This window comes from Dokdonella sp. (assembly GCF_019634815.1).
In the GTDB taxonomy this organism is placed as follows: domain Bacteria; phylum Pseudomonadota; class Gammaproteobacteria; order Xanthomonadales; family Rhodanobacteraceae; genus Dokdonella_A.
This window is the reverse complement of record NZ_JAHCAP010000002.1, coordinates 128,313-151,154: the sequence shown is the minus strand read 5'-3', so window position 1 is coordinate 151,154 and position 22,842 is coordinate 128,313. Positions and strand designations below refer to the sequence as shown.

At 65.4% G+C, this 22,842-nt stretch carries 19 protein-coding genes, 1 tRNA gene and 1 pseudogene; 5 read left to right on the top strand and 16 right to left on the bottom strand.

The features are described from left to right. Window positions 1–3 precede the first annotated feature (3 nt). The 9 genes and pseudogenes from lapB to serC form a co-directional block, all read right to left on the bottom strand. The gene (gene lapB / locus KF759_RS02120) at window positions 4–1,182 is read right to left on the bottom strand and encodes a lipopolysaccharide assembly protein LapB (protein ID WP_291222744.1); all 1,179 of its coding nucleotides are present in this window, start codon (window positions 1,180–1,182) and stop codon (window positions 4–6) included. A 165-nt stretch (window positions 1,183–1,347) separates the two neighbouring features. Then, window positions 1,348–1,641 carry an integration host factor subunit beta gene (locus KF759_RS02115; RefSeq protein WP_291222811.1) on the bottom strand — a complete coding sequence of 98 codons (294 nt, stop codon included), beginning with the start codon at window positions 1,639–1,641 and terminating at the stop codon, window positions 1,348–1,350. 100 nt (window positions 1,642–1,741) lie between these two features. Next, window positions 1,742–3,409 carry a 30S ribosomal protein S1 gene (gene rpsA / locus KF759_RS02110; protein ID WP_291222743.1) on the bottom strand — a complete coding sequence of 556 codons (1,668 nt, stop codon included), beginning with the start codon at window positions 3,407–3,409 and terminating at the stop codon, window positions 1,742–1,744. A gap of 121 nt (window positions 3,410–3,530) precedes the next feature. Further along, on the bottom strand, window positions 3,531–4,235 hold the full coding sequence (gene cmk / locus KF759_RS02105; protein ID WP_291222742.1) for a (d)CMP kinase: 705 nt from the start codon (window positions 4,233–4,235) through the stop codon (window positions 3,531–3,533). Window positions 4,236–4,306: 71 nt separating this feature from the next. Then, on the bottom strand, window positions 4,307–5,641 hold the full coding sequence (gene aroA / locus KF759_RS02100; protein WP_291222741.1) for a 3-phosphoshikimate 1-carboxyvinyltransferase: 1,335 nt from the start codon (window positions 5,639–5,641) through the stop codon (window positions 4,307–4,309). Next, on the bottom strand, window positions 5,631–6,752 hold the full coding sequence (gene hisC / locus KF759_RS02095; protein WP_291222740.1) for a histidinol-phosphate transaminase: 1,122 nt from the start codon (window positions 6,750–6,752) through the stop codon (window positions 5,631–5,633). The genes aroA and hisC overlap by 11 nt, the downstream gene beginning before the upstream one ends. Next, a pseudogene (gene pheA, locus KF759_RS02090) lies at window positions 6,749–7,813 on the bottom strand (prephenate dehydratase); the annotation flags it as partial. The gene hisC and the pseudogene pheA, both read right to left, overlap by 4 nt. A 30-nt stretch (window positions 7,814–7,843) precedes the next feature. Next, window positions 7,844–9,010: a phosphoglycerate dehydrogenase gene (locus tag KF759_RS02085; RefSeq protein ID WP_291222738.1), complete on the bottom strand. Its 1,167-nt coding sequence runs from the start codon at window positions 9,008–9,010 to the stop codon at window positions 7,844–7,846. Window positions 9,011–9,095: 85 nt separating this feature from the next. Then, window positions 9,096–10,175, bottom strand: coding sequence for a 3-phosphoserine/phosphohydroxythreonine transaminase (serC, locus tag KF759_RS02080; protein ID WP_291222736.1), 1,080 nt, complete (start codon window positions 10,173–10,175; stop codon window positions 9,096–9,098). Window positions 10,176–10,329: 154 nt separating this feature from the next. On the opposite strand from serC, the gene KF759_RS02075 reads away from it, so the two are divergent. Then, window positions 10,330–11,478 carry a thioredoxin family protein gene (locus KF759_RS02075; RefSeq protein ID WP_291222735.1) on the top strand — a complete coding sequence of 383 codons (1,149 nt, stop codon included), beginning with the start codon at window positions 10,330–10,332 and terminating at the stop codon, window positions 11,476–11,478. A 116-nt stretch (window positions 11,479–11,594) separates the two neighbouring features. Here KF759_RS02075 and KF759_RS02070 read toward each other — a convergent pair whose 3' ends face one another. Then, window positions 11,595–12,404: an FHA domain-containing protein gene (locus tag KF759_RS02070; protein ID WP_291222734.1), complete on the bottom strand. Its 810-nt coding sequence runs from the start codon at window positions 12,402–12,404 to the stop codon at window positions 11,595–11,597. Window positions 12,405–12,527: 123 nt separating this feature from the next. Between KF759_RS02070 and KF759_RS02065 the strand changes: the two genes are divergently transcribed. Beyond that, entirely contained in the window at window positions 12,528–12,803 is a 276-nt protein-coding gene (locus KF759_RS02065; RefSeq protein WP_291222733.1) for a polyhydroxyalkanoic acid system family protein, read from the top strand. Between the two features lie 22 nt (window positions 12,804–12,825). Here the strand turns inward: KF759_RS02065 and KF759_RS02060 are convergent, their stop codons facing one another. Together KF759_RS02060 and hisS are read right to left on the bottom strand one after the other, a co-directional pair. Beyond that, complete coding sequence (locus KF759_RS02060) at window positions 12,826–14,718, bottom strand: aromatic amino acid ammonia-lyase (protein ID WP_291222731.1); 1,893 nt, start codon at window positions 14,716–14,718, stop codon at window positions 12,826–12,828. A gap of 45 nt (window positions 14,719–14,763) precedes the next feature. Continuing rightward, window positions 14,764–16,152 carry a histidine--tRNA ligase gene (gene hisS, locus KF759_RS02055; protein WP_291222729.1) on the bottom strand — a complete coding sequence of 463 codons (1,389 nt, stop codon included), beginning with the start codon at window positions 16,150–16,152 and terminating at the stop codon, window positions 14,764–14,766. 137 nt (window positions 16,153–16,289) lie between these two features. Here hisS and KF759_RS02050 point away from each other — a divergent pair. The 3 genes from KF759_RS02050 to KF759_RS02040 all read left to right on the top strand — a co-directional run bounded on the left by KF759_RS02050 (window position 16,290) and on the right by KF759_RS02040 (window position 19,235). Next, window positions 16,290–16,366, top strand: a tRNA-Pro gene (locus tag KF759_RS02050). A 125-nt stretch (window positions 16,367–16,491) separates the two neighbouring features. Then, a complete protein-coding gene (locus KF759_RS02045) occupies window positions 16,492–18,378 on the top strand; it encodes a peptidase M61 (RefSeq protein ID WP_291222727.1) in 1,887 nt (628 codons plus the stop codon). Then, window positions 18,378–19,235, top strand: a complete 858-nt coding sequence (locus KF759_RS02040) for an SAM-dependent methyltransferase (RefSeq protein ID WP_291222725.1) — start codon at window positions 18,378–18,380, stop codon at window positions 19,233–19,235. The genes KF759_RS02045 and KF759_RS02040 overlap by 1 nt, the downstream gene beginning before the upstream one ends. Here the strand turns inward: KF759_RS02040 and KF759_RS02035 are convergent. The 4 genes from KF759_RS02035 to KF759_RS02020 all read right to left on the bottom strand — a co-directional run bounded on the left by KF759_RS02035 (window position 19,222) and on the right by KF759_RS02020 (window position 22,841). After that, a complete protein-coding gene (locus KF759_RS02035) occupies window positions 19,222–20,670 on the bottom strand; it encodes a tetratricopeptide repeat protein (protein ID WP_291222723.1) in 1,449 nt (482 codons plus the stop codon). The two genes, KF759_RS02040 and KF759_RS02035, sit on opposite strands and share 14 nt — an antisense overlap. 90 nt (window positions 20,671–20,760) lie before the next feature. Then, window positions 20,761–21,681, bottom strand: a complete 921-nt coding sequence (locus tag KF759_RS02030; RefSeq protein WP_291222721.1) for a M14 family metallocarboxypeptidase — start codon at window positions 21,679–21,681, stop codon at window positions 20,761–20,763. A 147-nt stretch (window positions 21,682–21,828) separates the two neighbouring features. Next, complete coding sequence (locus tag KF759_RS02025; protein WP_291222719.1) at window positions 21,829–22,206, bottom strand: DUF488 family protein; 378 nt, start codon at window positions 22,204–22,206, stop codon at window positions 21,829–21,831. Further along, entirely contained in the window at window positions 22,203–22,841 is a 639-nt protein-coding gene (locus tag KF759_RS02020; RefSeq protein WP_291222717.1) for a uracil-DNA glycosylase family protein, read from the bottom strand. The genes KF759_RS02025 and KF759_RS02020 overlap by 4 nt, the downstream gene beginning before the upstream one ends. Window position 22,842: the final 1 nt, after the last annotated feature.

Genomic DNA, 22,842 nt, shown 5'->3' with positions numbered 1-22,842 from the left:
GCGCTACTCACCCGCGGCGCCGTGAATCGGCCGCACCGTACCCCAACTCTTGCAGCTCGGGCACTGCCAATGATGCGCCTTGGCGCCGAATCCACAGCGGTTGCACCGATACAGTGCCTTGCCTTCGACCAGCTGCTGCGTGAGGTCACGCAGGATGAGATAGTTGCCGCGCGCTTCATCGCTGACGTTGCGCAGATTCATGTCGATCAGCGCCATCAATGCGCGCACCGACGGTCGTTGACGCAGGCTTTCGTTGAGGAACTCAACCGCCTTGTCTTCACCACGGGTCGTCGCATACAAGCGCGCCAAGGCCAATACCGGCGTCACCCCGCGATGCCGTTCGATCGTGCGCAACAGGAATTGTTCGGCGCGCTGCATCTGCTGCGTGCGCGCATAGCAATCGAGCAGCGGTGGCAGGAATTCGGGCAAATAGTCGAGATCAAGCTGCGCCACGCGCTCGAAAGCCTCGATCGCCGCCGCGTGATTGCCCTCGCTACTTTCGAGATGGCCGAGGATCATGCTGGCGCGCACGCAGTCGCTGTTGACCAGGAATGCATCGCCGATGTGCGCGCGCGCAGCGTCGCGATCGCCCTGCGCCCTCGCCTGTTCGGCCAGTTCGCAATGGAACTGCGAGATCATCATGGCCTTTGATTCGCCGGTGAGCCTTTCGAGTCGGCGCGCATGCTCGATCGCCTTGTCCCAATCCCGTTCATGCTGATAAATCGCGATCAGGTGCCGCAGCGCCGAAGGCGCCAGCGCCTCCATCGCCACCAGATCGGCAAACAGAACTTCGGCTCGATCGAGAAGGCCGGCGCGCATGTAGTCCTCGCCCAATTCGAGCAGGGCGATCGTCTTCTCTTCATCGCTGAGGTTGGGCCGCGCGATCAGGTTCTGGTGCACGCGGATCGCGCGATCGACCTCGCCGCGGCGTCGGAACAGATTGCCGAGAGCGAGATGGGTCTCGACCGTATCGCGATTGATTTCGGCGAGCTTGAGGAACAACTCGATCGCCTTGTCCTGCTGCTCGTTGAGCAGGTAGTTGAGTCCGCGAAAGTAGTTGCTCGACAGCTCACTCACGCGCGCACCCGAGGTGCGCTCGCTGCGCCGGCGCCCGAGGATCCAGCCCGACAGCGCTGCCACCGGCAACAGCAGGAACAGCAGCGGCAGGAATTCATTCAACATGCCGCGCCCCGAATCGTGAGACGCGAGTTCGCGACATTGCGGAATGACAAGCAGCAGGCAGGCTGACCCATGGACTGGAAAAGGACAGGGAGATCGGAGCGATCATAGCCGCTCAAGCCAGGCTTTCGATCATCGCTGCGGCAGTGTGGCTGCCGCTCGCGCGGCTCATTCCTCGCCGGCGTCTCCGTTGACGCGTTCACGCAGTTCCTTGCCCGGCTTGAAATGCGGCACGTGCTTGCCCGGCAGGGCGACCGATTCGCCGGTTTTGGGGTTGCGCCCCATGCGGGCGGGACGAAAATGCAGGGAAAAACTGCCGAAACCGCGGATCTCGATGCGCTCACCCACCGACAGTGAATGACTCATCTGCTCGAGCACGCTCTTGACCGCGAGTTCGACGTCATTGGGCGCAAGGTGCTTTTGCCGTTGCGCGAGGGCGTCGATCAACTCGGATTTCGTCATTGCCATCAGCGTTGCCGTCCGCATCGAAAAAAACGCGCACCGTCACCGGTGCGCGCAGGTTGTCGCGATGCGTCCGTGCGGACGCATCGCCTGATCGCCTTCAGCGATTGAGCTGCTCCTTGAGCAGGGCACCCAGCTTGGTGGTGCCACCCGAAGCACTCTGATACTCCTCGAGCGTGCTCTGCAGTTCCTCTTCGTCCTTGGCGCGAATCGAAAGTTGCAGGCTGCGACCCTTGCGGTCCATGCCGACAAATTTCGCTTCAACGCTGTCGCCGACCTTGAGGTGCTGGGTTGCATCGTCGATGCGCTCCTTGGCGATGTCGTTGGCGCGCAGATAGCCTTCGACGCCGTCGCCGAGGTCGATCGTTGCACCCTTTGCATCGACTTCGCGTACCGTGCCAGTGACGATGCTGCCGCGCGGATTGGCCGCCATGTACTGGCCGAACGGATCCTGCTCGAGCTGCTTGAGGCCGAGCGAAATGCGCTCGCGCTCCGGATCGACCGCGAGGACCACGGCTTCGATCTCGTCACCCTTCTTGAAGTTGCGCACGAGGTCTTCGCCGGTGGTCTGCCAGGAGATGTCGGACAGATGCACCAAGCCGTCGATACCGCCGTCGAGGCCAACGAACACGCCAAAGTCGGTGATCGACTTGATCGCGCCGGAAACCTTGTCGCCCTTCTTGTGGATCGCCGCGAAGGCTTCCCACGGATTGGCGCGGGTCTGCTTCATGCCCAGCGAAATGCGGCGGCGCTCTTCGTCGACGTCGAGCACCATGACTTCGACTTCGTCGCCGACCTGCACCACCTTGGCCGGGTTGACGTTCTTGTTGGTCCAATCCATTTCCGAGACGTGCACCAGGCCTTCCACGCCCGGCTCGAGCTCGACGAAGCAGCCGTAGTCGGTGACGTTGGAGACCTTGCCGAACAGGCGGGTGTTGGCCGGGTAGCGGCGAGCGATTGCCACCCACGGATCTTCACCGAGCTGCTTGAGGCCGAGCGAAACGCGATTGCGCTCGCGGTCGAACTTGAGCACGCGCACTTCCAGCTCATCGCCGACATTGACGACTTCGCTGGGGTGACGCACGCGCTTCCACGCCATGTCGGTGATGTGCAACAGGCCATCGATGCCGCCCAGATCGACGAACGCGCCGTAATCGGTCAGGTTCTTCACCACACCCTTGATCACTGCGCCCTCGACCAGCTTGTCGAGCAGCTGCTCGCGCTCTTCCGAATGCTCGCTCTCGACCACCGCGCGGCGCGAAACCACCACGTTGTTGCGCTTGCGATCGAGCTTGATGATCTTGAACTCGAGTTCCTTGCCTTCGAGGTAGGACGGATCGCGCACCGGGCGCACGTCGACCAGCGAACCGGGCAGGAATGCGCGCACGTCCTTGATGTCGACGGTGAAGCCGCCCTTGACCTTGCCGGAAATGCGGCCGGTGATGGCGGCATTGGCGGTTTGGGCTTCTTCGAGCTCGTCCCACACCAGCGAGCGCTTGGCTTTCTCGCGCGAGAGCATGGTCTCGCCGAATCCGTTCTCGATCGCGTCGAGCGCGACCTTGACGTCGTCACCGACGTGGATTTCGAGTTCGCCCTTGTCGTTTCGGAACTGCTCGATGGGGATGATGCCTTCCGACTTCAGGCCCGCGTTGACCACCACCACGTCGGAGCGGATCTCGACGATGGTGCCGGTGACGATGGCGCCGGAACGCAGCTTGGTGAGCGCAGTCTGGCTCTGTTCGAACAGTTCGGCAAAACTTTCTGTCATGTTGAATTCCAAGGAAAGAAACAGGCGCTCGGCCACATGCCGACGCCCACCTTCAAATGATGCGAATGACGCCGCATCGACGCGTCGCCGACACCGTGCCGGCTTGCCCTTGCGGGCAATTTCACTGATTCGTGCCCCGACCTGCGATGGCAGCGCGTGCCACCTCGAGTACCCGCGCCACCACCTGCTCGACCGGCAGCGCCGTGGAATCGATGACGATCGCGTCAGGCGCGGGTCGCAACGGCGCCACCTTGCGCGTCGCGTCACGCTCGTCGCGTGCCTCGATCTCACGCAAAAGGGATGCGAGAGTAACAGCTAACCCCTTGTCCTTCAACTGTTTATAGCGCCTGCGCGCGCGTTCCTCGGCGCTTGCGGTGAGGAATACCTTGCAGCCGGCGTCCTTGAAGACCACCGTGCCCATGTCGCGCCCGTCGGCCACCAAACCGGGCGCTCGCTGGAACGCTCGCTGCTTGTCGAACAAGGCCGTGCGCACCGCGGGAATCGCTGCGATCGCCGACGCCGCGGCACCGCAGGTCTCGGTGCGGATCTCGTCAGTGGCATCGTGGCCATTCACGATCACGCGCGTCTCGCCGCCGTCTCTGGGGTCACGGAAACTGATCTTTGCACTCTGCGCGCAGCGCGTGACTGCCGCCGCATCGGACAGGTCGAGCCCGGCCATGCTCGCGGCGTAGCCGACCGCGCGGTAGATCGCGCCCGAATCAAGCATGTGCCAGCCCAGGGCATCGGCGACCATCCGACTGACCGTGCCCTTGCCGGAGCCGGAGGGGCCGTCGATCGTCAGAACGGGGATGATTCTTTCGGGCATCGGCGCATTTTAGCCGATGCGCTGCCTTCATCGGCAGTGCCGCCACCGCACAGACCGACCCCGCAACGGGCTCAGATCGATTCGAGTCGCAAGCCGCAACTGCGTGCGAGCTGGTCGAATCCCGGGAACGAGGTCGCCACATTGGCGCAGTCGCGGATGCGCACCGGCGCGCCGGCCAGCGCCCCCGCGACCACGAAGCTCATTGCGCAGCGATGGTCGGTGGCGGAATCGACCTCGGCACCGGTCATCGCGCCACCTTCGATCACGGCACCATCTGGACGCTCCTCGATGCGCACGCCGAGCCTGCGCAGACCCGCGGCCATCACCGCGATGCGATCGGATTCCTTGACCCGCAGCTCGGCCGCACCGCGAATCGTGGTCACGCCCTTCGCAGCCGCGGCGGCGATGAACAGGATCGGGAATTCGTCGATCATGTCGGGCACGAGTTCGACCGGCACCTCGATGCCATGCAGGGGCGCGTGGCGGATCTCCAGATCCGCGACCGGCTCGCCGCCCTGCTCGCTGCGCGCATGCTCGCGGATGTCGGCGCCCATGAGGCGCAAGGCCGCCAACAGCCCGGTACGGCGCGGATTGAGCCCGACCGCACGCAGCAGCAGGCGCGACTCCGGAACCAGACTTGCGGCGACGATGAAGAACGCGGCCGAGGAAAAGTCGGCAGGCACGCTCACCGTACAGGCGCGCAGGCGATGGCCGCCGGACAAACGCGCATGACCGGGCGCGAAATCGATCGGATAGCCGAATGCCTGCAACATGCGCTCGGTGTAGTCGCGGGTCGGATGCGGCTCGCGCACGATCGTCTCGCCCCGCGCGTAGAGTCCTGCGAGCAGCACGGCGGATTTGACCTGCGCGCTGGCAATCGGCAAGGCATAGTCGATGCCATGCAAGGCGCAGCCACCCTTGATCCGCAGTGGCGGCAAGCCGCCCGCTTCGGCTTCGATCCGCGCCCCCATGGCCGTCAGCGGCTCGATCACGCGGCGCATCGGGCGTTTGTGCAGGGATCCATCACCGCTGAGCACACTGTCGAAGGCCTGACCCGCGAGCAGGCCGGAAAGCAGACGCATGCCGGTGCCGGCATTGCCGCAGTCGAGCACGTCGCTGGCAGCGCGCAGGCCGTCCACGCCCACGCCATGAACGATGCGCCGCGAAGCCGAGGGTGTTTCGATGCGCACGCCCAGCGCAGCGAAGATTCGCGCGGTCGCGCGCGTGTCTTCACCTTCGAGGAAGCCGTCGATCTGCGAGATGCCATCGGCGAGCGCGCCGAGCATGATTGCGCGATGCGATACCGACTTGTCGCCGGGAATCACCAGCTCACCCCGCAAGGAATCTGCATGCGAGCAGATCCAGTCGAGGCGCGTGTCGTTGACGCTTGCGGCTTCAGTAGCCATCAGCAGCATCCAGTGCGGCAAGCAGTTGCGCATTTTCGGCGCGACTGCCGATGCTGATGCGCAGCGTCTGCGCCAGGCCATAACCGCCCATCGGACGCACGATCACGCCACGCTCGAACAATTGCCGCTCCAGCACCGCCGTGTCACGTCCCAGATCCACCAGCACGAAATTGGTCTGCGACGGCAGGCACGTCAGACCGCGCTGCGCGAGCTCAGCAATCAGCCACGCGCGTTCGCTCGAATTGAACGCGCGTACCTTCTCGAGGTGCCGGATGTCGCCAAGCGCCGCCTCGGCGCCGGCAAGCGCAAGGGTGTTGACGTTGAACGACTCGCGCATGCGCTCGAGCACCGCGACCACGCTGGCATCGGCGATGAAATAGCCCACACGCGCACCAGCCAGTGCGTAGGCCTTGGAAAACGTGCGCGACACGATCAGGTTCGGATTCTGCGCACGCAGAGTCAGCGCCGAACTCAGGCCCGGCGCATCGACGAATTCGTTGTAGGCCTCGTCAACCACCACCAGCACTTCGCGCGGCACGCGCGAGAGGAATTCGGTCAGTTCCGCATCACCAAACCAGGTGCCGGTCGGATTGTTCGGGTTGGCGAGATAGACGATGCGCGTATCGACCCGGACGGCGGCCGCGATCGCAGCGAGATCGTGTCCGAATGGCGCCAGCGCATGCGTGCGTGGCAAGGCCGGTACGCAGATCGGCTGCGCACCCGCGGCGGCGGTCGCGATCGGAAACACGGCAAAACCATACTGCGAGAACACCACCGAATGCGCGGCGTCGGCAAAGCACTGCGCGAGCATCATCAGCAGCTCATGCGAGCCATTGCCGAGCACGATGTGCTCGACTCCAACGCCATGCGTGCGCGCGAGCGCCGCCTTGAGCGCCGCGCCGCGCGGATCGGGATAACGATGGATGTCGGCCAGCGCGCGCTGCATCGCAGCGAGCGCCAGCGGGCTCGGCCCGAGCACGTTCTCATTGGATCCGAGCTCGGCAATCTGCGCGCCAAAGCGCAAACGCAGGGCCGGCAAATCATGACCGGGATCATAGGCACGCAGGGCAGCGGTCGCGGCATTGGCCAGCCGCGTTGCGTCGAACGTCACGGTACCGCCACCGGATAGGAGCCCAACACCTTGATTTGCGCCGAGTGCGACTCGAGTTCGGCCAGCGCCGCCTTCATGCCCTCATCGTCGATGTGTCCCGAGAGGTCGATGAAGAAGGCATATTCCCACTTGGCCTGATGCGAGGGCCGCGACTCGATGCGGTTCATGCTGATGCCGTGGCGCGCGAACGGGCTGAGCACGTTGAACAGCGCGCCCGGTTGATCCTTGATGAAGACCAGCACCGAGGTGCGATCGTGCCCCGAAGGCGGGAACACCTGGCGGCCGAGCACGAGGAAGCGCGTGGTGTTGTCGGCACGATCCTCGATCGATTTCATGATGACCTTCTTGAGGCCATACACGTGCGCGGCCGAGTCACTGCCGATCGCGGCGGCATCCTCGGCATTGCGCGCGCGACGCGCGCCCTCGGCATTGCTCGATACCGGTACCTTTTCGACCTTGGGCAGGTTCGTGCGCATCCAGCCCACGGTCTGGGCGAACGCCTGCGGATGCGCGTAGATGCGCTCGATGTCCTCGATGCGACCAGTGCGCGAGAGCAGGTACTGGTGCACGCGCAGCTCGACTTCACCGCAGATCTTGAGATTGGACGTGAGGAACATGTCGAGCGTGACCTGGATCGTGCCCTGCCCGGAATTCTCGACCGGCACCACGCCGAAATCGGCATTGCCCGCCTCGACTTCCTGAAACACTTCCTCGATGCTCGCCATCGGCAAGCCATGCGCCGAACGACCGAAGTGTTTGTGCACAGCCTGCTGGCAGAAGGTGCCCTCGGGACCGAGATAGCCGACCTTGAGCGGCTCCTGCTGGGCGAGGCAGGCCGACATGATCTCGCGGAACAGGTGCACCAGCACCTCGTCGTTGAGCGGGCCGTCGTTGCGATCGACCACCATGCGCAGTACCTGCGCCTCGCGTTCCGGCCGGTAGTAATCCACCGCAGCGGCGAGTTTGCCCTTGGCCTTGCCGACCTGATGGGCGAATTGCGCACGCTCGGCGATCAGGGCCTGGATCTGGCGGTCGATGCCGTCGATGCGACTGCGTACCTCACCCAGATCGGGCTTGCCCTTGCTCATCGTTCAGTCCTCGATCACACGCACGGAAAGGATCCCATCGATCGCCGCAATCGAACTGACCAGTGCGGATGGCACCGGTGAGTCCACATCGATCAGGCTGTAGGCAAGATCGCCACGCGAAGCATTGTGCATCTGCGCGATGTTGACACCCGCCTCGCCGAGCACGTGCGACAACTGGCCGATCATGTTCGGTCGATTGCTGTTGGCAACGCATATGCGCGCACTGCCGCCCCGCGCCATGCGCGTCTCCGGGAAATTGACCGAATGGCGCACGTTGCCATGTTCGAGGAAATCACGCAGTTGATCGACCACCATGTAGGCGCAGTTTTCCTCGGCTTCGGCGGTCGATGCGCCCAGATGCGGCAACGCGATCACGCGCGCGTCGCCCTGCAGGTCGGCATCGGGGAAATCGCAGACATAGCGACCGATGCGCTTTTCGGCGAGACCTCGCCGCAGCGCCTGCGCATCGACGATGCCCTCGCGGGAGAAATTGAGCACCACCACGCCCGGCCGAACCAGTTCGAGCGCCTTTTCACCGAACACACCACGGGTCTTGTCGTTGAGCGGTACGTGAAACGTGAGGTAATCGGCCGCCGCGAACAGCTCGTTGAGTGAGCCGGCGCGCGCGACATCGGAGGACAGCTGCCAGGCACCATCGATGGTCATGTGCGGATCGAATCCGGTCACACGCATGCCCAGCGCATGCGCCGCGTTGGCCACCTTGACGCCGATCGCGCCCAGGCCGACCACACCCAGCGTCTTGCCGGCCAGTTCACTGCCGACGAAGCGCTTTTTCTCGGCCTCGACCTTGGCATGCAGATCCTCGCCCGCAGGCAGCTCGTGCACGAAACTGAGCGCCGCGGGCAGATTGCGCGCCGCCAGCAGCATGCCCGCGACCACCAGCTCCTTGACCGCGTTGGCATTGGCGCCGGGCGCGTTGAACACCGGAATCCCGCGAGCCGACAGCGCCGCCACCGGTATGTTGTTGGTGCCGGCGCCGGCGCGGGCGATGGCCTTGACGCTGGGCGCGAGCGCGAGCGCATGCATGTCGGCCGAGCGCACCAGGATGGCATCGGGCGCGGCAACCTCGTTGGCAACCTTGTAGAGCTTGTCGGGCAGGCGCTCGATTCCATTGCGCGAAATGTTGTTGAGAGTCTGGATCGTGAACATGGAAGAGACCGGAATGGAGTTTGGAAAGCGTTCTTGCGGCCGCATCACCCGGATCGGGGCGGTTCAGGCACGGTCGGCGAATGGTTCAGGGATTGCGCTGGGCGAAATCGCGCATGAAGTCCACCAGTGCCTGCACGCCATCGAGCGGCATCGCGTTGTAGATCGAGGCACGCATGCCGCCGACCAGACGGTGGCCCTTGAGCGCAAGCAGGCCCGCGGCCTCGGCCTGCTTGAGGAAGGTCGCATCGAGTTCCTCACGCGGCAGGGTGAAGGGCACGTTCATCCACGAACGCGCGGACACCTCGACCGGATTGCGGTAGTAGCCAGACTGGTCGATGTAGCCATACAGGAGTTCGGCCTTGGCACGATTGCGCTGCGCCATTGCGGCCACGCCGCCTTGCGCCTTGACCCACTTGAACACGAGGCCGGCCAGATACCAGCCCCAGGTATTGGGCGTGTTGAGCATCGAACCCTGCGCCGCGTGCTCGGCATAATTGAAGATCTTGGGGATGTCCTTGGGGCAGCGCTCGAGCAGGTCATCGCGCACGATCATCACCACGAGACCCGAGGGACCGATGTTCTTTTGCGCACCGGCATACAGCAGGCCATAGCGCGACACGTCGAGCGGTCGCGAGAGGATGGTCGAGGAGACATCGCCGATCAGCGGCACCGCGCCGGCCTCGGGGACCTCATGGAACTCGACGCCCCGAATCGTCTCGTTGGGCGTGATGTGCAGATACGCCGCTTCGGGATCGAGCTGCCACTGCGCGCGCGGCGGGATGCGGTCGTGATGGGTGTCCGCCGCGCTCGCGGCAATCTGCACCCGGGTCCACGGCTTGGCTTCCCTGGCGGCCTTCTCGCTCCAGTCGCCGGTGAGCACGTAATCGGCCTTGGCGCCGCGCGCGAAATTGAGCGCGATCTGGGCGAAGTGCTGGCTCGCGCCCCCCTGCAGGAACAAGACCTTGTAGTTGTCCGGCACCGCGAGCAAGTCGCGCAGGTCGCGTTCGGCTTCCTCGGCCAGCGCAATGAAGGCCTTGCCTCGATGGCTGACTTCCATCACCGAGGCGCGCGCGCCGTTCCACTCGAGCAATTCGGACTGCGCCTGGCGAAGGACTTCCTCGGGCAGCACGGCCGGACCCGCGCTGAAGTTGTAGGTGCGGCTCACGCATTTCCTCCAGTTGGACGAATCACTGTATGCCGCAACGCAACATCCATGCAATAACCAAAGTGCATATCGCGCTCCCAATTGCACGGATACAGGCGCACCATGGCGCCCACGCCGGCCCCCGCCCTCGCCGGCCCGAGGAAGGAGCAGCCCAATGCACAAGGCGTGGTTCCGGTCCAGCGCGGACACATCGCGCGGCAGCGGCAGTGCGCGCATCGCGGCGCTGGTCGCCCTGTTGATCGGCCTCGCGGCGGGCGCCTTGTGGTGGTCACGAACGATGCAGGCGGCCGATGTCGTCCCGCAGGCCCTGCCGCCAGGCGCCAAGGCCTCGGGCTTGCCGATCGAAGGCAAGGCACCACCGCTCGATGGCGCGGTGGCCTGGCTCAACTCGCCGCCGCTGGGCGGCGACGCCCTGCGCGGCAAGGTCGTGCTGGTCGATTTCTGGACCTACACCTGCATCAACTGCCTGCGCGCCCTGCCGCACGTCAAGGCTTGGGCCGAGCACTACCGCGACCAAGGGCTCGTCGTGGTCGGCGTGCATACGCCCGAGTTCGACTTCGAAAAGGAACTAGCCAACGTGCGCCGTGCCGTGACCGACCTCGGCATCACCTATCCGGTCGCGGTCGACAGTCGCTACCGGATCTGGAACGCCTTCGACAACCACTATTGGCCCGCGCACTACTTCATCGATGCGCAAGGCCGCATCCGGCACCACCATTTCGGCGAAGGCGATTACGCCGGATCCGAGCGGATCATCCGCGCCCTGCTCGCCGAAGCCGGGCAGCGGGTCGATGCGCTGCCGATGTCACACGCCGATGGCAGCGGCGCACAGCTCGCGCCCGACATGGCGCAAATCGGTTCGCCGGAGACCTACCTCGGTCATGCGCGTGCCGAACACTTCGCCTCGCCGGGTGGCTTCTTCCCCGACCACGCCAAGACCTATCGCTTGCCCGAAAGCCTCGCGCTCAACCGCTGGGCGCTGGCGGGTTCATGGACGGTGAGCGAGCAATCCGCGAAGCTGGATGCTGCCGAGGGCAGCATCGTGTTCCGCTTCCGCGCGCGCGATCTCAACCTCGTGCTCGGCCCCGGGCGCGATGGCAAGCCGGTGCGCTTCACGGTCACGCTCGACGGGCAGCCCCCCGCCGGCAATCACGGCACCGATACCGATGCGGGCGGCCACGGCAGCGTCACCTCGCAGCGTTTGTACCAGTTGATCCGCAGCCGCGATTCGGTGCGTGAGCGCAACTTCGAGATCCGTTTCGAGGACCCGGGCGTCGAGGCCTTCGCCTTCACCTTCGGCTGAAGCCGGGCACGGCTTCCAACCCGAGCTCATTGCGAAATTCGTCCAAATGTTCCTTCCCCCTCGGGGGAAGCCGCCCTGCAAGCGGCAGTCGAGGGGTTTCGTGCTGTCGCTTCCGCTCAGAACCCGCCCTGCAACAGCAGGTACAGCGCGATCGCGATCACGCTGGCGCCGCCCAGCAGCCACCAGACCGCCGCCCCTGCCGGCGCAGCAGCAGCATCAGGATCCTCGCCAGCGGCCGGCTGCGCGGATTCGCCGCTCGACACCGGCACCACTTCGGTGTCGCCGCCTGCGCCACCGATCATGCCCGGCGCTTCGATCAAGAACCGTTGACGCGAGAAAGCGAGCTGGTCCCCAGGCCGCAGGCGCGCATCCAGCACGGCGATGCCATTGACCGCCGCGCCCTGCCCGGCCCCCAGACTGTGCAACCAGATTTCGCGTCCGACCAATTCGATTGCCGCGTGCCGAGGCGCAACCCGCGCATCCTCGACGAACACATCATTTGCGCTATCGCTGCCGATCACCGCGCGTGCGCCAATCGAAATCGCCTTGCCAGCTTGGGCCCCGGTGAGGCCACGCAGGACCACGCAGCCACCCGCGGCCACGGCGCCGTTGGAAGGCGGCGGCGCCTTGGCTTCGATGCGGTCGCTGTCGGCCTTGATCGTGAGCGTGGCCTGGCCCAGATGCACGGCGTCGCCCAGATGCAGCAGGGCCTTCTCGCGCACCGGCCGCGCATTGACATGGGTCTGCGCTGCCGGATCGAGCACTTGCAGCACGATGCCACGTGCGTCGATCGAGATTCGCGCATGCCACGGCGACACGTCGCTGCGCTCGAGCACGACATCATTGCCATTGGCACTGCCGAGGTTGACCCCTCCGGCGGTCACGACAAGGTCGCTGCGTTCTCCATTGGCAAAGCTCAGCCGCATCGTGTGGATTCGAAAACAATTGGCGCACTCTAGCATAGGGCCGGTACCCGGCCGGGCGCCCGGCTTGTACCGATTCCGACCGCTCGGGCATGATGCGCGCCTGATTCACGGCGCGAGGCGCACATGGCAGTCATCGACATCAAGCGCACGCATGGCGGCACCCTCAAATCGACCAAGACCGCAGTGACCCGCGTGGCCAAATCCCTGGGCAAGGAATACGGCGTCGATTACGCCTGGGAAGGCCACGAACTGCATTTCGAGCGCAGCGGCGTGCGCGGCGCCATCTCGATCACCACCACGACCTTGCACGTGCGTGCCGAACTCGGCTTCCTGATGAGCGCGATGAAGGGCGCGATCGAGCGCGAAATCGAGCGCCTGCTCGACGAACACCTCGACTGAGACCGGATCCACCGGCGGACCTTCAGGCACCAGCCAGTCGTGCCAAGACCCAGTCGCACATCGTCTTGACGTCGCCGTCCATCGCACGGTCACGGGCCATGAACTGCACCTGCTCGCGGATCTGCCCATGTACCGCGCGCACCGCCGCGCCGGCATGGAAATCCGCCGCCTGCGCCAGCGACTGCGCCAGTTGCCGCACTTCGCTCTCGAATTGCGCACGCTGCGGGCTGCCGCTTTCGGGGGCATTGCTGATCTTGCCGGCCAGCGCCTGCCAGTCGCCCTTGCAGGCAAGCCGTCGCGCGGCGTTGAGCATGTCCTGGCGGTAGTCGAGCGCCTGCGCAGCGGTGTACAGCTCGAGCGCGATGACGTGGGCGAGATCCTCGGTCATCTCCAGCACATGCCGCGCCTCGTTGGCGCCCATCGAAACATGATCTTCGGCATTGGCACTGGTCGGCACCGAGTAGACGCTGGCCGGATGCGCGCGCGTGGCCAGATCATTGACCAGCGCCGCGGCGGTGTATTGCACGATCATGAAACCCGAGTCGGTCGCATCCTCGTTGCCGATCAGGAACGCGGGCAGGCCGTCGTTGGTCGCCGGATCGACCAGCTTGTTCAGACGCCGCTCGGAAATCGAAGCCAGCACCGGAATCGCGGCCTTGACGTAACTCATCGCCAAAGCCAGCGGCATGCCGTGGAAATGCCCGGCCGAGATCACCTGCTCCTCGATCACCTGTGCGCTCTGCGCAACGGGGAAGATCAGCGGATTGTCGGTCACTGCATTGAGCTCGATGTCGATGACCCGACACGCCTGTGCCCAGGCATCGCGCACCGCGCCATGCACCTGCGGCATGCAGCGCAGGCAATAGGCGTCCTGCGGCTGGTGCTTCTTGCCGCCCTTGAACGGCAGGAAGCGCGAATAGAACGCCTCGCGCCCGTGACGCTGCGACGGCGGCACCCAGTCCCAACTGATGTCGAAACCCAGCGCCTGGTCCTGCGCATCCTCCCAGGCCTGCGCCGACCAGCCGCGAAAACGCGGCACCAGGTGATAGGCAATATCAACCAAGGTCGAGCCGGCGAGCAATTCGCGCACGTGCCGCGCAGTCTCGACCTGGCCGGGATGCGGGCGCAAGGCGTGCACCTCTTCGCGCAAGGCACCACTGCGTCCGGCAAAGGCGTCGAGCGTCATCGCCGCGGCAAGGTCGGCGCTGTCGAGCAATGTGCCGAGGCGATCGAGCGCGAGCACCGCAGTCGCCAACATCTGCGCGGTGCCGTTGTTGAGCGCAAGGCCTTCCTTGAACGAGAGCTTCACCGGCTCGAGACCGGCCAGCTCGAGCGCCTGCGCACCCGGCATGCGTTGGCCCTGGAAGAAGGCCTCACCGCCGCCGAGCAGCACGAGCGCCAGATGCGAGAGCGGCGCTAGATCCCCGCTTGCACCGACCGAGCCCTTCTTCGGCACCACCGGCACGACGCCGCGATTGAGCAGGTCGGTGAGCGACTGCAGGGTCGACACGCGGATGCCCGAGTGACCATGCATCAAGGTATTGATGCGAATCGCAAGCATCGCGCGTACCACGCGCGGCTCGAATGGCTCACCCACGCACACCGCATGGGTGATGATGAGGTTGTGCTGCAATTCCTCGAGCAGGGTTTGCGAATGCGCCTGTGCCTTGCGGCCGGGCAGTTCGTCACGCAGTCGATGCGAGCCGAGCAGCTTGTCGGCATTGCTGCCGAAACCCGTGGTCACGCCATAGATCGGTTCGCCGCAACGAACCTTTTCGCTGAGAAAATCGGCAGCGCGCTGCACCCGGTCGAGCTGATCCGGGTCGAGTTCGACCTGCGCGGCGCCGCTGGCGATTTCGACCAGTTGGGCGCGGCTCAGACTGTGGCCGTCGAGTCGAATCACCTTGGCGTGCATCGTGACACCCTGCCTTGCATGCAATGAGCGGAAAATACCGGGGTTTCAGGCGCGCGGCGTCGCCGCCGACTGGGCGAGCTCGACCCGCAGCGTCTGCGCAAGTTCGCTGCGTGCGACCTCGAATTGATCCTGCTTGCGCAGGTCCTTGACCGTGACCGTTCCCTTGGCGATCTCGTCGGAGCCGAGCACGAGCACGAAGCGGATGCCGGCACGGTCGGCGTATTTGAACTGGCGCGCGAGCTTGCCCGGCTCGACCACGACCTCGGTGTTGATGCCGGCCGCACGCAACTCGCTGGCCAGCGCGAGGGTGCGCGGCAGCTCGGCCTCGTCCATCTGCGCGACCAGCGCCTGCACCGTGCTGCTGCCGCCCTTGAGGATGCCGGCCTCGCGCAACTGCCAGTAGAGCCGTGTCGCGCCGATCGAAATGCCCACGCCCGGGAGCCTGGACTTGGTGTAGTGGCTGGCGAGGTTCTCGTAGCGCCCACCGGAACAGATCGAGCCGATCTGCGGGTGTTCGTTGAGCGTGGTCTCGTAGACGGTGCCGGTGTAGTAGTCGAGGCCGCGCGCAATCGAGAGATTGAGCGCGAAATGAGATTCGGGCACGCCGAAGGCCTTGACCATCGTCAGCACTTCGCGCAGTTCGGCGCGGCCCTCCTCCAGCGCCGTGCTGCCGGCGCCCAGCGCATCGAGCTTGGCCAGTGCGGCGGCCAGCGAATCCGAGCGGAAGGCGACGAAGTCGAGCAGGCGCGCGATGGCGTCCGCGGCGAGGCCGAATTCCGCACCAGCCAGTGTCTCCCGCACCGCATCCACGCCGCGCTTGTCGAGTTTGTCGACCTCGCGCAGCACCGCAGCTTGCGCCCCGGCGTCGGTGAGTCCGAGCCCTTCGAGGAAGCCGCGCATGAGCTTGCGGTTGTTGATGTGGATGGTGAATGGGCCGATGTCCAGATCACGGAACACCGCGTGGATGACCGCGGGCAATTCGGCGTCGTGGCGCACCGATAGCTGATCCTTGCCGATCACGTCGATGTCGCATTGGTAGAACTCGCGGAAGCGCCCACGCTGGGCGCGTTCACCGCGGTAGACGCGCTGCATCTGGTAGCGCCGGAATGGAAACACCAGATCGTGCTCGTGCTCGGCGACATAGCGCGCGAGCGGCACGGTGAGATCGAAACGCAGCGCCAGCTCCGGCAAATCGCCCGCTTGCGCCGCCTGCAGATTGCCGGTCGATTGCACGAAATAGACTTGCCTCTCGGTTTCACCGCCCTGCTTGGTCAAGAGGATGCTGGAAAACTCCATCACCGGCGTCTCGATCGGCAGAAACCCGTAGCGCTCGAAGTTGCGCCGGATCGCATCGAGCATCGACTGGAACGCCACCTGGTCGAGCGGAAGCAATTCGAGCACGCCGGGCATGGTGCGGGCTTGGGTGAGAGCCATGGGTGTCCTTGCGAGTCGGCCGGCGCGAACGCGCGCGCAGGGCGGAAAAACGGGCCGCAAAGCGTAGCAGATGCGCGCGGTTGCAAGGCCCGCATGCTCCCCGATAGAATGCGCGCCCCGCCACGGCGGGCCCGGATCGGGGTGTAGCTCAGCCTGGTAGAGCGCTACCTTCGGGAGGTAGAAGTCGCAAGTTCGAATCCTGTCACCCCGACCACTCATGCACAGCACAAGCCGGCCACGCGCCGGCTTTTGTTTGTCCGCCCCCGCACGATCTGCGTGCCGGCCCGGCGCGCACGGGCGACCGCTATCATGCGACCGAAGTCACTCGGGAATGCACGCATGCTTGCTTGGATTGGGCGCCGCCGGTGGGTACTCCTGCCCGTGCTTGTGTTGGCAATCACGGCGCCGTTGCGGGTCCTTGCCGCGCCGTCAAACACGATCGACCTGCGCGTCGATGTCAGCGACATCGATCGCAACATCCAGCGCGTGCACGAACGCATTCCGGTCAAGGCCGGCCCGCTCACCCTGCTCTATCCACAATGGATTCCAGGCAATCACGCACCGACCGGGCCGATCAACCAGATCGCCGGGCTCACCTTGCGCGCCGGCGACCACCGCCTGCCGTGGCGACGCGACGCGGTCAACATGTACGCCTTCCACGTCGAGGTACCCGAAGGTGCCAGCACCCTTGACCTCGAGTTCCAGTATTTCTCGCCGACCGCATCCAATCAGGGCCGCATCGCCACCACGCCGCAGATGCTGTCGCTGCAATGGCACCGCGTATTGATGTATCCGCAAGGTCGCGCGGCGCGCGAGATCGCAATCAGACCGGCTGTGCGCCTGCCGGCCGGCTGGTCATACGCCAGCGCGCTCGAAGGGGCGCAACGCGAGGGCGATGAACTGCGTTTCGACGTGACCACACTGGAAACGCTCGTCGATGCACCGCTCTACACCGGACAGTACCTGCGCAGCTTCGCGCTCGACGCCAACGCCAAGGCCCCGGTGCGCCTCAACGCAATCGCCGATGCGCCCGAATTGCTCGAAGCCAAGCCCGAAGTCCTTGCCGCGCACAAGGCGCTGGTCGCTCAGGCCGATCACGTATTCGGCGCGCGGCCCTACGACCACTACGACTTTCTGTTGGCCGTGTCGTCGCAGTTTTCGGGCATCGGCCTGGAACACCAGCAATCGAGCGAGAACGGCCAGGCCGCGGGCTATCTGCTCGGCGAATCGCCGTTCGTCGACAACGACCTGCTCGCCCATGAATACGTGCATGCCTGGAACGGCAAGTTCCGGCGCCCGCAGCCAAGCGCAACCCGTGACTACAACACGCCGATGCGCAATGACCTGCTCTGGCTCTACGAGGGTCAGACCCAATACTGGGCCTGGGTGCTGTCGGCACGTTCGGGCCTGCGCACGCGCGAGCAGACGCTCGCCGTGCTGGCGATGGTCGCCGCCGCTGCCGAACACCGCGCCGGGCGCGTTTGGCGCAACCTGCAGGACACCGGCAACGAAGGCATCATCGAGTTCAATGACGCGCCGCAGGCCTGGGAGAACTGGCAGCGCGCCTACGACTTCTACGACGAGGGCAGCCTGCTCTGGCTCGACGTCGATGCGCGCCTGCGCGAGCTCTCGCGCAACCGCCGCTCGCTCGATGATTTCGCCCGCGCATTCTTCGCCAGTCCCGGCGGCCTGCAGCCGGTATCCACCTATGCCGAAGCCGACATCGTCGCCGCGCTCGCGCGCCTTGAGCCCGGCGAGGATTGGCAGCAGTTCCTGCGCAGCCGTCTCGATGCCCATGCCGGTTACTTCGGCAGCGCGCTCGCCCGCGCCGGCTGGAAGCTCGAATACACCAGCACGCCCAACGCCGCGGTCAGTGATGCCGAGAGCGCACACCAGATGCACGATTTCAGCTATTCGCTCGGCCTGCGCGTCGCCCAGGCCGACGGCCGTCTCGATCAGGTGCTGTGGGACAGCCCGGCCTGGCGCGCCGGTCTCGCCCGTGACATGCAGATCATCGCGATCAACGATGCCGCCTGGAGTGCGCAGCGCCTGCAGCGCGCAGTGAGCGCGGCGCAGCGAGATCGAACGCCGATACGCCTCATGGTTCGTCGCGGCGATGCCTTCCGCAGTGTCACCATCGACTACCACGACGGCATCCGTCAGCCGCATCTGCTGCGCATTCCAGGCACGCCCGACCGTCTCGCCGCCATCCTCAAGGCGCGGTGATGACCACGGTTTTCCCGCCATCACGCGGGCCGTTGCTGACGCAGGAAATGCTCACCGCAATGCGTGCGGCGCGCGATGCCGGGCTGTCGCACTGGCAGGGCTCGTTCGATCTGGGCCGCAGCGAAGAAACTGTCGAGGTGTTGCGTGAGTGCTGGCGTTGGCGCAAGGCCGAATTCCCATGGCCCGCCGAACTCAAGCCGCGCACGATCCACTACTGGGACGGCGGAGCGTTTGCGCCCGTGCGACGTTTTTCCGAATCACTCATCAAGCTTGTGCCCACGACTTGGGGTGCGCCGACCTTTGAGATCGACGGCATCAAGATGTTGCCGAGCGCGCAGTGCTCGCCATGGGACGACGCGCAGCGCAAGGTCGCGCTGATCGAACCGCGCGGCAAGCGCATTCTCGATACCTGTGGCGGCCTCGGCTATTTCGCCCGCGCCTGCGTCGAGGCCGGAGCAAGCCACGTGCTGTCCTTCGAAAAGAATGCCGACGTGCTGTGGTTGCGCGGTCTCAATCCGTGGTCGCCGGACCCGCACGATCCAGTCACCGCGCGCGTGCTCGAATTGCGTCATGGCGATGTCGGCGAGGCGGTCGCCACACTGCCCGCCGCGGGTTTCGATGCGGTCCTGCACGATCCGCCGCGCTTCGGCATCGCCGGTGAGCTCTACGCGCAGCGCTTCTACGATGAACTCGCGCGCGTGCTGCGACCGCGGGGAGCGCTGTTCCACTACACCGGCGCGCCCAACCGCAACTCGCGCGGCCGAGATCTGCCCGCGGAAGTGATGCGTCGACTCGCAAAGGCGGGATTCGCTGCGCATCGTGCGCTCGATGGCGTGCAGGCGATCAGGCTTGCTTGAGCGGACGCTGGGCTAGCAGCAGGCTGCCGGCAACCGGATGACCCGATTCCTTGCGGATCACGAGGTCCTCCAGGCATATCCCGGTGAAGCCGGCCTGCTCCAGCGCCGCGCGCAATGCCTGCACGTGGTGTCGATAGCGGCCGGTCTCGGCGATCAATTGCGTTTCCGCTCCCTCGCTGCGCTCGATCGAGAACACGAAATGACCGCCTGGCCGCAGGCGTTGCCATGCCGCGGCAAAGATCGGCTCGAGCGCGCGGATGTAGATGAACACATCGGCAGCCACGATCAGATCCCATTGCTGCGGCGCTGTCTGCAGGAAAGCCAGCACCTCGCCCTCGTGCAGTTCCCGGTAGACGTCCTTTTCACGGGCAACGGCCAGCATGCGCCCGGACAGATCCACACCATCGATCCGGCGGCCGGCGCCCGCCAGCTCCGCGCCCATCAAACCGGTCCCGCAGCCAAGGTCGAGAATATCGGTGAATGTCTCCACGCCCTGCTCGGCGAGGAACCTCGGCAGGCGCTTGGGCACACCGTAGCCGAGGTTGTTCACCAGGGTCGATTCGAAGCGATCGGCAAAATCATCGAACAGGCCGCGGATGTAGTCGCTTTCGATACCCTCGGGCAACTCGCCCGAAAGCGCGGCGCGGAAGTGCCGCACGTACGGACTGTCCGGTTCCAATGCATGTGCCCGTTCGAGTGCCTTGCGTGCGCCCTGCACATTGCCTTCACGCAGCAGCGCCTGACCGAACATCAACCAGGCTCCGCCATTGCCGCCGCCGCGCTCGAGGAACTGTTCCGCCTCGGCGGTCCGGCCCGCGCGCAACAAGGCGACGGCATATTCGAGCAGGACCTCGCTGTCGGCCGGCGCGAGGTTGCGCGCCTGGGTCGCACTCGCCAGTGCCGGCCCGACCATTCCCAAGCGGGCCTGCACCACGCCGAGATCGCGCCAGGCCTCGAGCATGCCGGGATCCACCTTCACGATGCGCTCGAAAGCCGCCAAGGCATCGCGCAAACGCCCGAGATTGCGCAGCGCCTTGGCCCGGTGCAGCTCCAATGGCACGTTCCCCGGCGCCGACTTGAGTCCCGCGTCCAGGGCCGCAAGCGCTTCTTCGTTTTCATCCAGCGCCAGCGCGGCCAGTCCACGCGCATTGCAGGCGCTGGCCTCTCCGGGCCTGAGCTCACAGGCACGACGCGCGTATTCGAGCGCACGCTCCGCCTCACCTTGTTGGCGCAGGGCAATCGAAAGGTTCACCACAGCCGCGAAATTCTCGGGCTGTGCCGCCACCACGGGCTCGAGTTCAACGATCGCCTCGGCGTTGCGGCCTTGCTGCAACAACAATGCCGAGAGGGGAATGACGACATCGATGCCGGCGCGCCTGCAGTCCCGGTAGCCGGCCTCGGCTTCAGCGAATTTCCCGGCCCGGTGCAGGGCCATGAAGGTTTGAAGTCGGGGACTGAGCATCGTCTTGATCGGATTCCGGAAAGTGGGTCCTGGGTGCGGTCGGCGTGAATGCCGCCTGGCGCTTCAGTGAGGTGGGTGGGCGAGCGCGAAATCGAGCGCGGCACGCACCGCGGCAACCTGCGCGTCGTTGCATTGCGCCGGATTTGCGCGTGGACTGTCGGGATAGACCTCGGTGGTGGTCCTGTACGGCGCGCTGGTGATGCCACTGCACAGGCCGAGCTTGCGCAGTGCGTAGCGGATCACGCCGGGCGCAACCATCTGCGAGCCGATGATCTCGCCGCGGACATCGGCGGCAGCGATGTGGGTGATCCTCTCGACCGCCGCGATGATCGCGCTCTGAAACGCCGGTTGCGGCTGCGCGACATCGTCGACCAGATAGAAGCCATCGGGAATCGTGCCCGGCTCGAATGGTTTGCCGTCGCGCGCCGCGAGTGCAGGCCGGAACTCCGACTCGTCGCTGTCCGTGGTTTCATGCAGGTCGATGTGCACGATGAAGCGCCCGCGCCACGCCTCCACGAACGCCATCAGTGCCGCCGACTCGGGCGCGGGACTGTGCTCATGGAACGCGCGATTGGGATCGAGCGCCTGCGGGTTCCAGCGCTGGATGCGCTCGTAGCCCCACGGACTCACGCAAGGCACCACCAGCACGTTGAGCCGGCCCGCGTACTCCTCGAGATGCCGTTCGGCGAACTGCAAGGCGCCATGCACGCCGCTGGTCTCGTAGCCATGCACGCCGCCAGTGACCAGAGCCAACGGCAACTCCTCGTGCCATTGCCGACTGCGCAGCGCCAACAGCGGGAAACGCTGCGGCGGATAGTCGAGATGGCCGTATTCGATCACCTCGCAACGCTCGCGCAGGGCGTCGATTCGTGCCAGCACATCCTCGGCATGACTGCGCCGCACCTGCAAACCAGCGCGCCAGCGTGCCGTCTCCGCTTCTCCCCAAGGCTGGCCGGGGGTACCGATCGGGAAGGCATGCGTCATTGCGGATTCCAGTTCGAGTGAAGGCTGCGCACTCTAGCAGCCAGCCAGCGCGATGTCGTGGCGAACAATGCATCATCGGCGCGAACATCGCGCAAGACAGCAACGGCGCCCACGTGCCTCGCCACCCTGCGCCACGGGCTTGCGCACTCACAGTTCCAGCAAGACCTCGCGCAGCACCACCGCCTGATTCTCGGTTTCGCTGCGTGCGCCGAACACCAACGTGATGCGTCGCTTGCCCGCGGCCTCGAGCAAGGCCTGCATGCGCTCCTGTTGCGCCGGCTGCGCCAGTTCCCTGCGATAGCGCTCTTGAAACTCGGGCCAGCGTTCATGCACATGGCCGTACCAGTGGATGAGCTCGGCACTGGCGCCGAGCTCGCGCGCCCATGCATCGAGCTTGAGCGCGTCCTTGCTGCGGCCACGCGGCCAGAAATGATCAACCAGCACGCGGTAACCGTCATGCGCGCCCGGATCCTCATAGGCACGCTGCAGGCTAATGTCGCGATGGGCGTTCCTGTGCTTGTTCATGGGCTTGCTCCTTGTGGAAGATCAAGGACCGTCGCCACGCGTGAACGCAATTCCGGCAGCACGTCATGTTCGAACCATCGGTTGCGCTGCATCCACGCGGTGTTGCGCGGTGAGGGATGCACCAGCGGGATGTAGCGCGGCGCGTAATCAGCGAATGCGGCAACCGTGCGGGTCAGGTTCGCCTTCTGGTCCTTGCCCAGATACCAGGCCTGCGCGTAGCGGCCGATCAGCAGGATCAGTTCGATCCGGGTGAGATGCGCATGCACGCGATGAAACCACAGCGGCGCGCATTCCCTGCGCGGTGGAAGATCACCGCCCTTGCCGCGTCCCGGATAACAAAAACCCATCGGCATGATCGCGACGCGGCTGGCGTCATGGAACACGCTCTCGTCAATGCCCAGCCATTGGCGCAACATGCGGCCGCTCGCGTCGTTCCACGGTATCCCGGTTTGGTGCACCTTGAGGCCCGGGGCCTGCCCAACGATCAACAGCCGCGCGCGTGGATCCAGTTGCACCACGGGCCGCGGCCCGAGCGGCAGATGCGCCGCGCACACCGTGCAGGCGTGGATTGCCGCGAGCAGGCTGTCGAACGATTCCCGTTCGACCTGCGGAAAACTGCCGACCTTCACATCCATG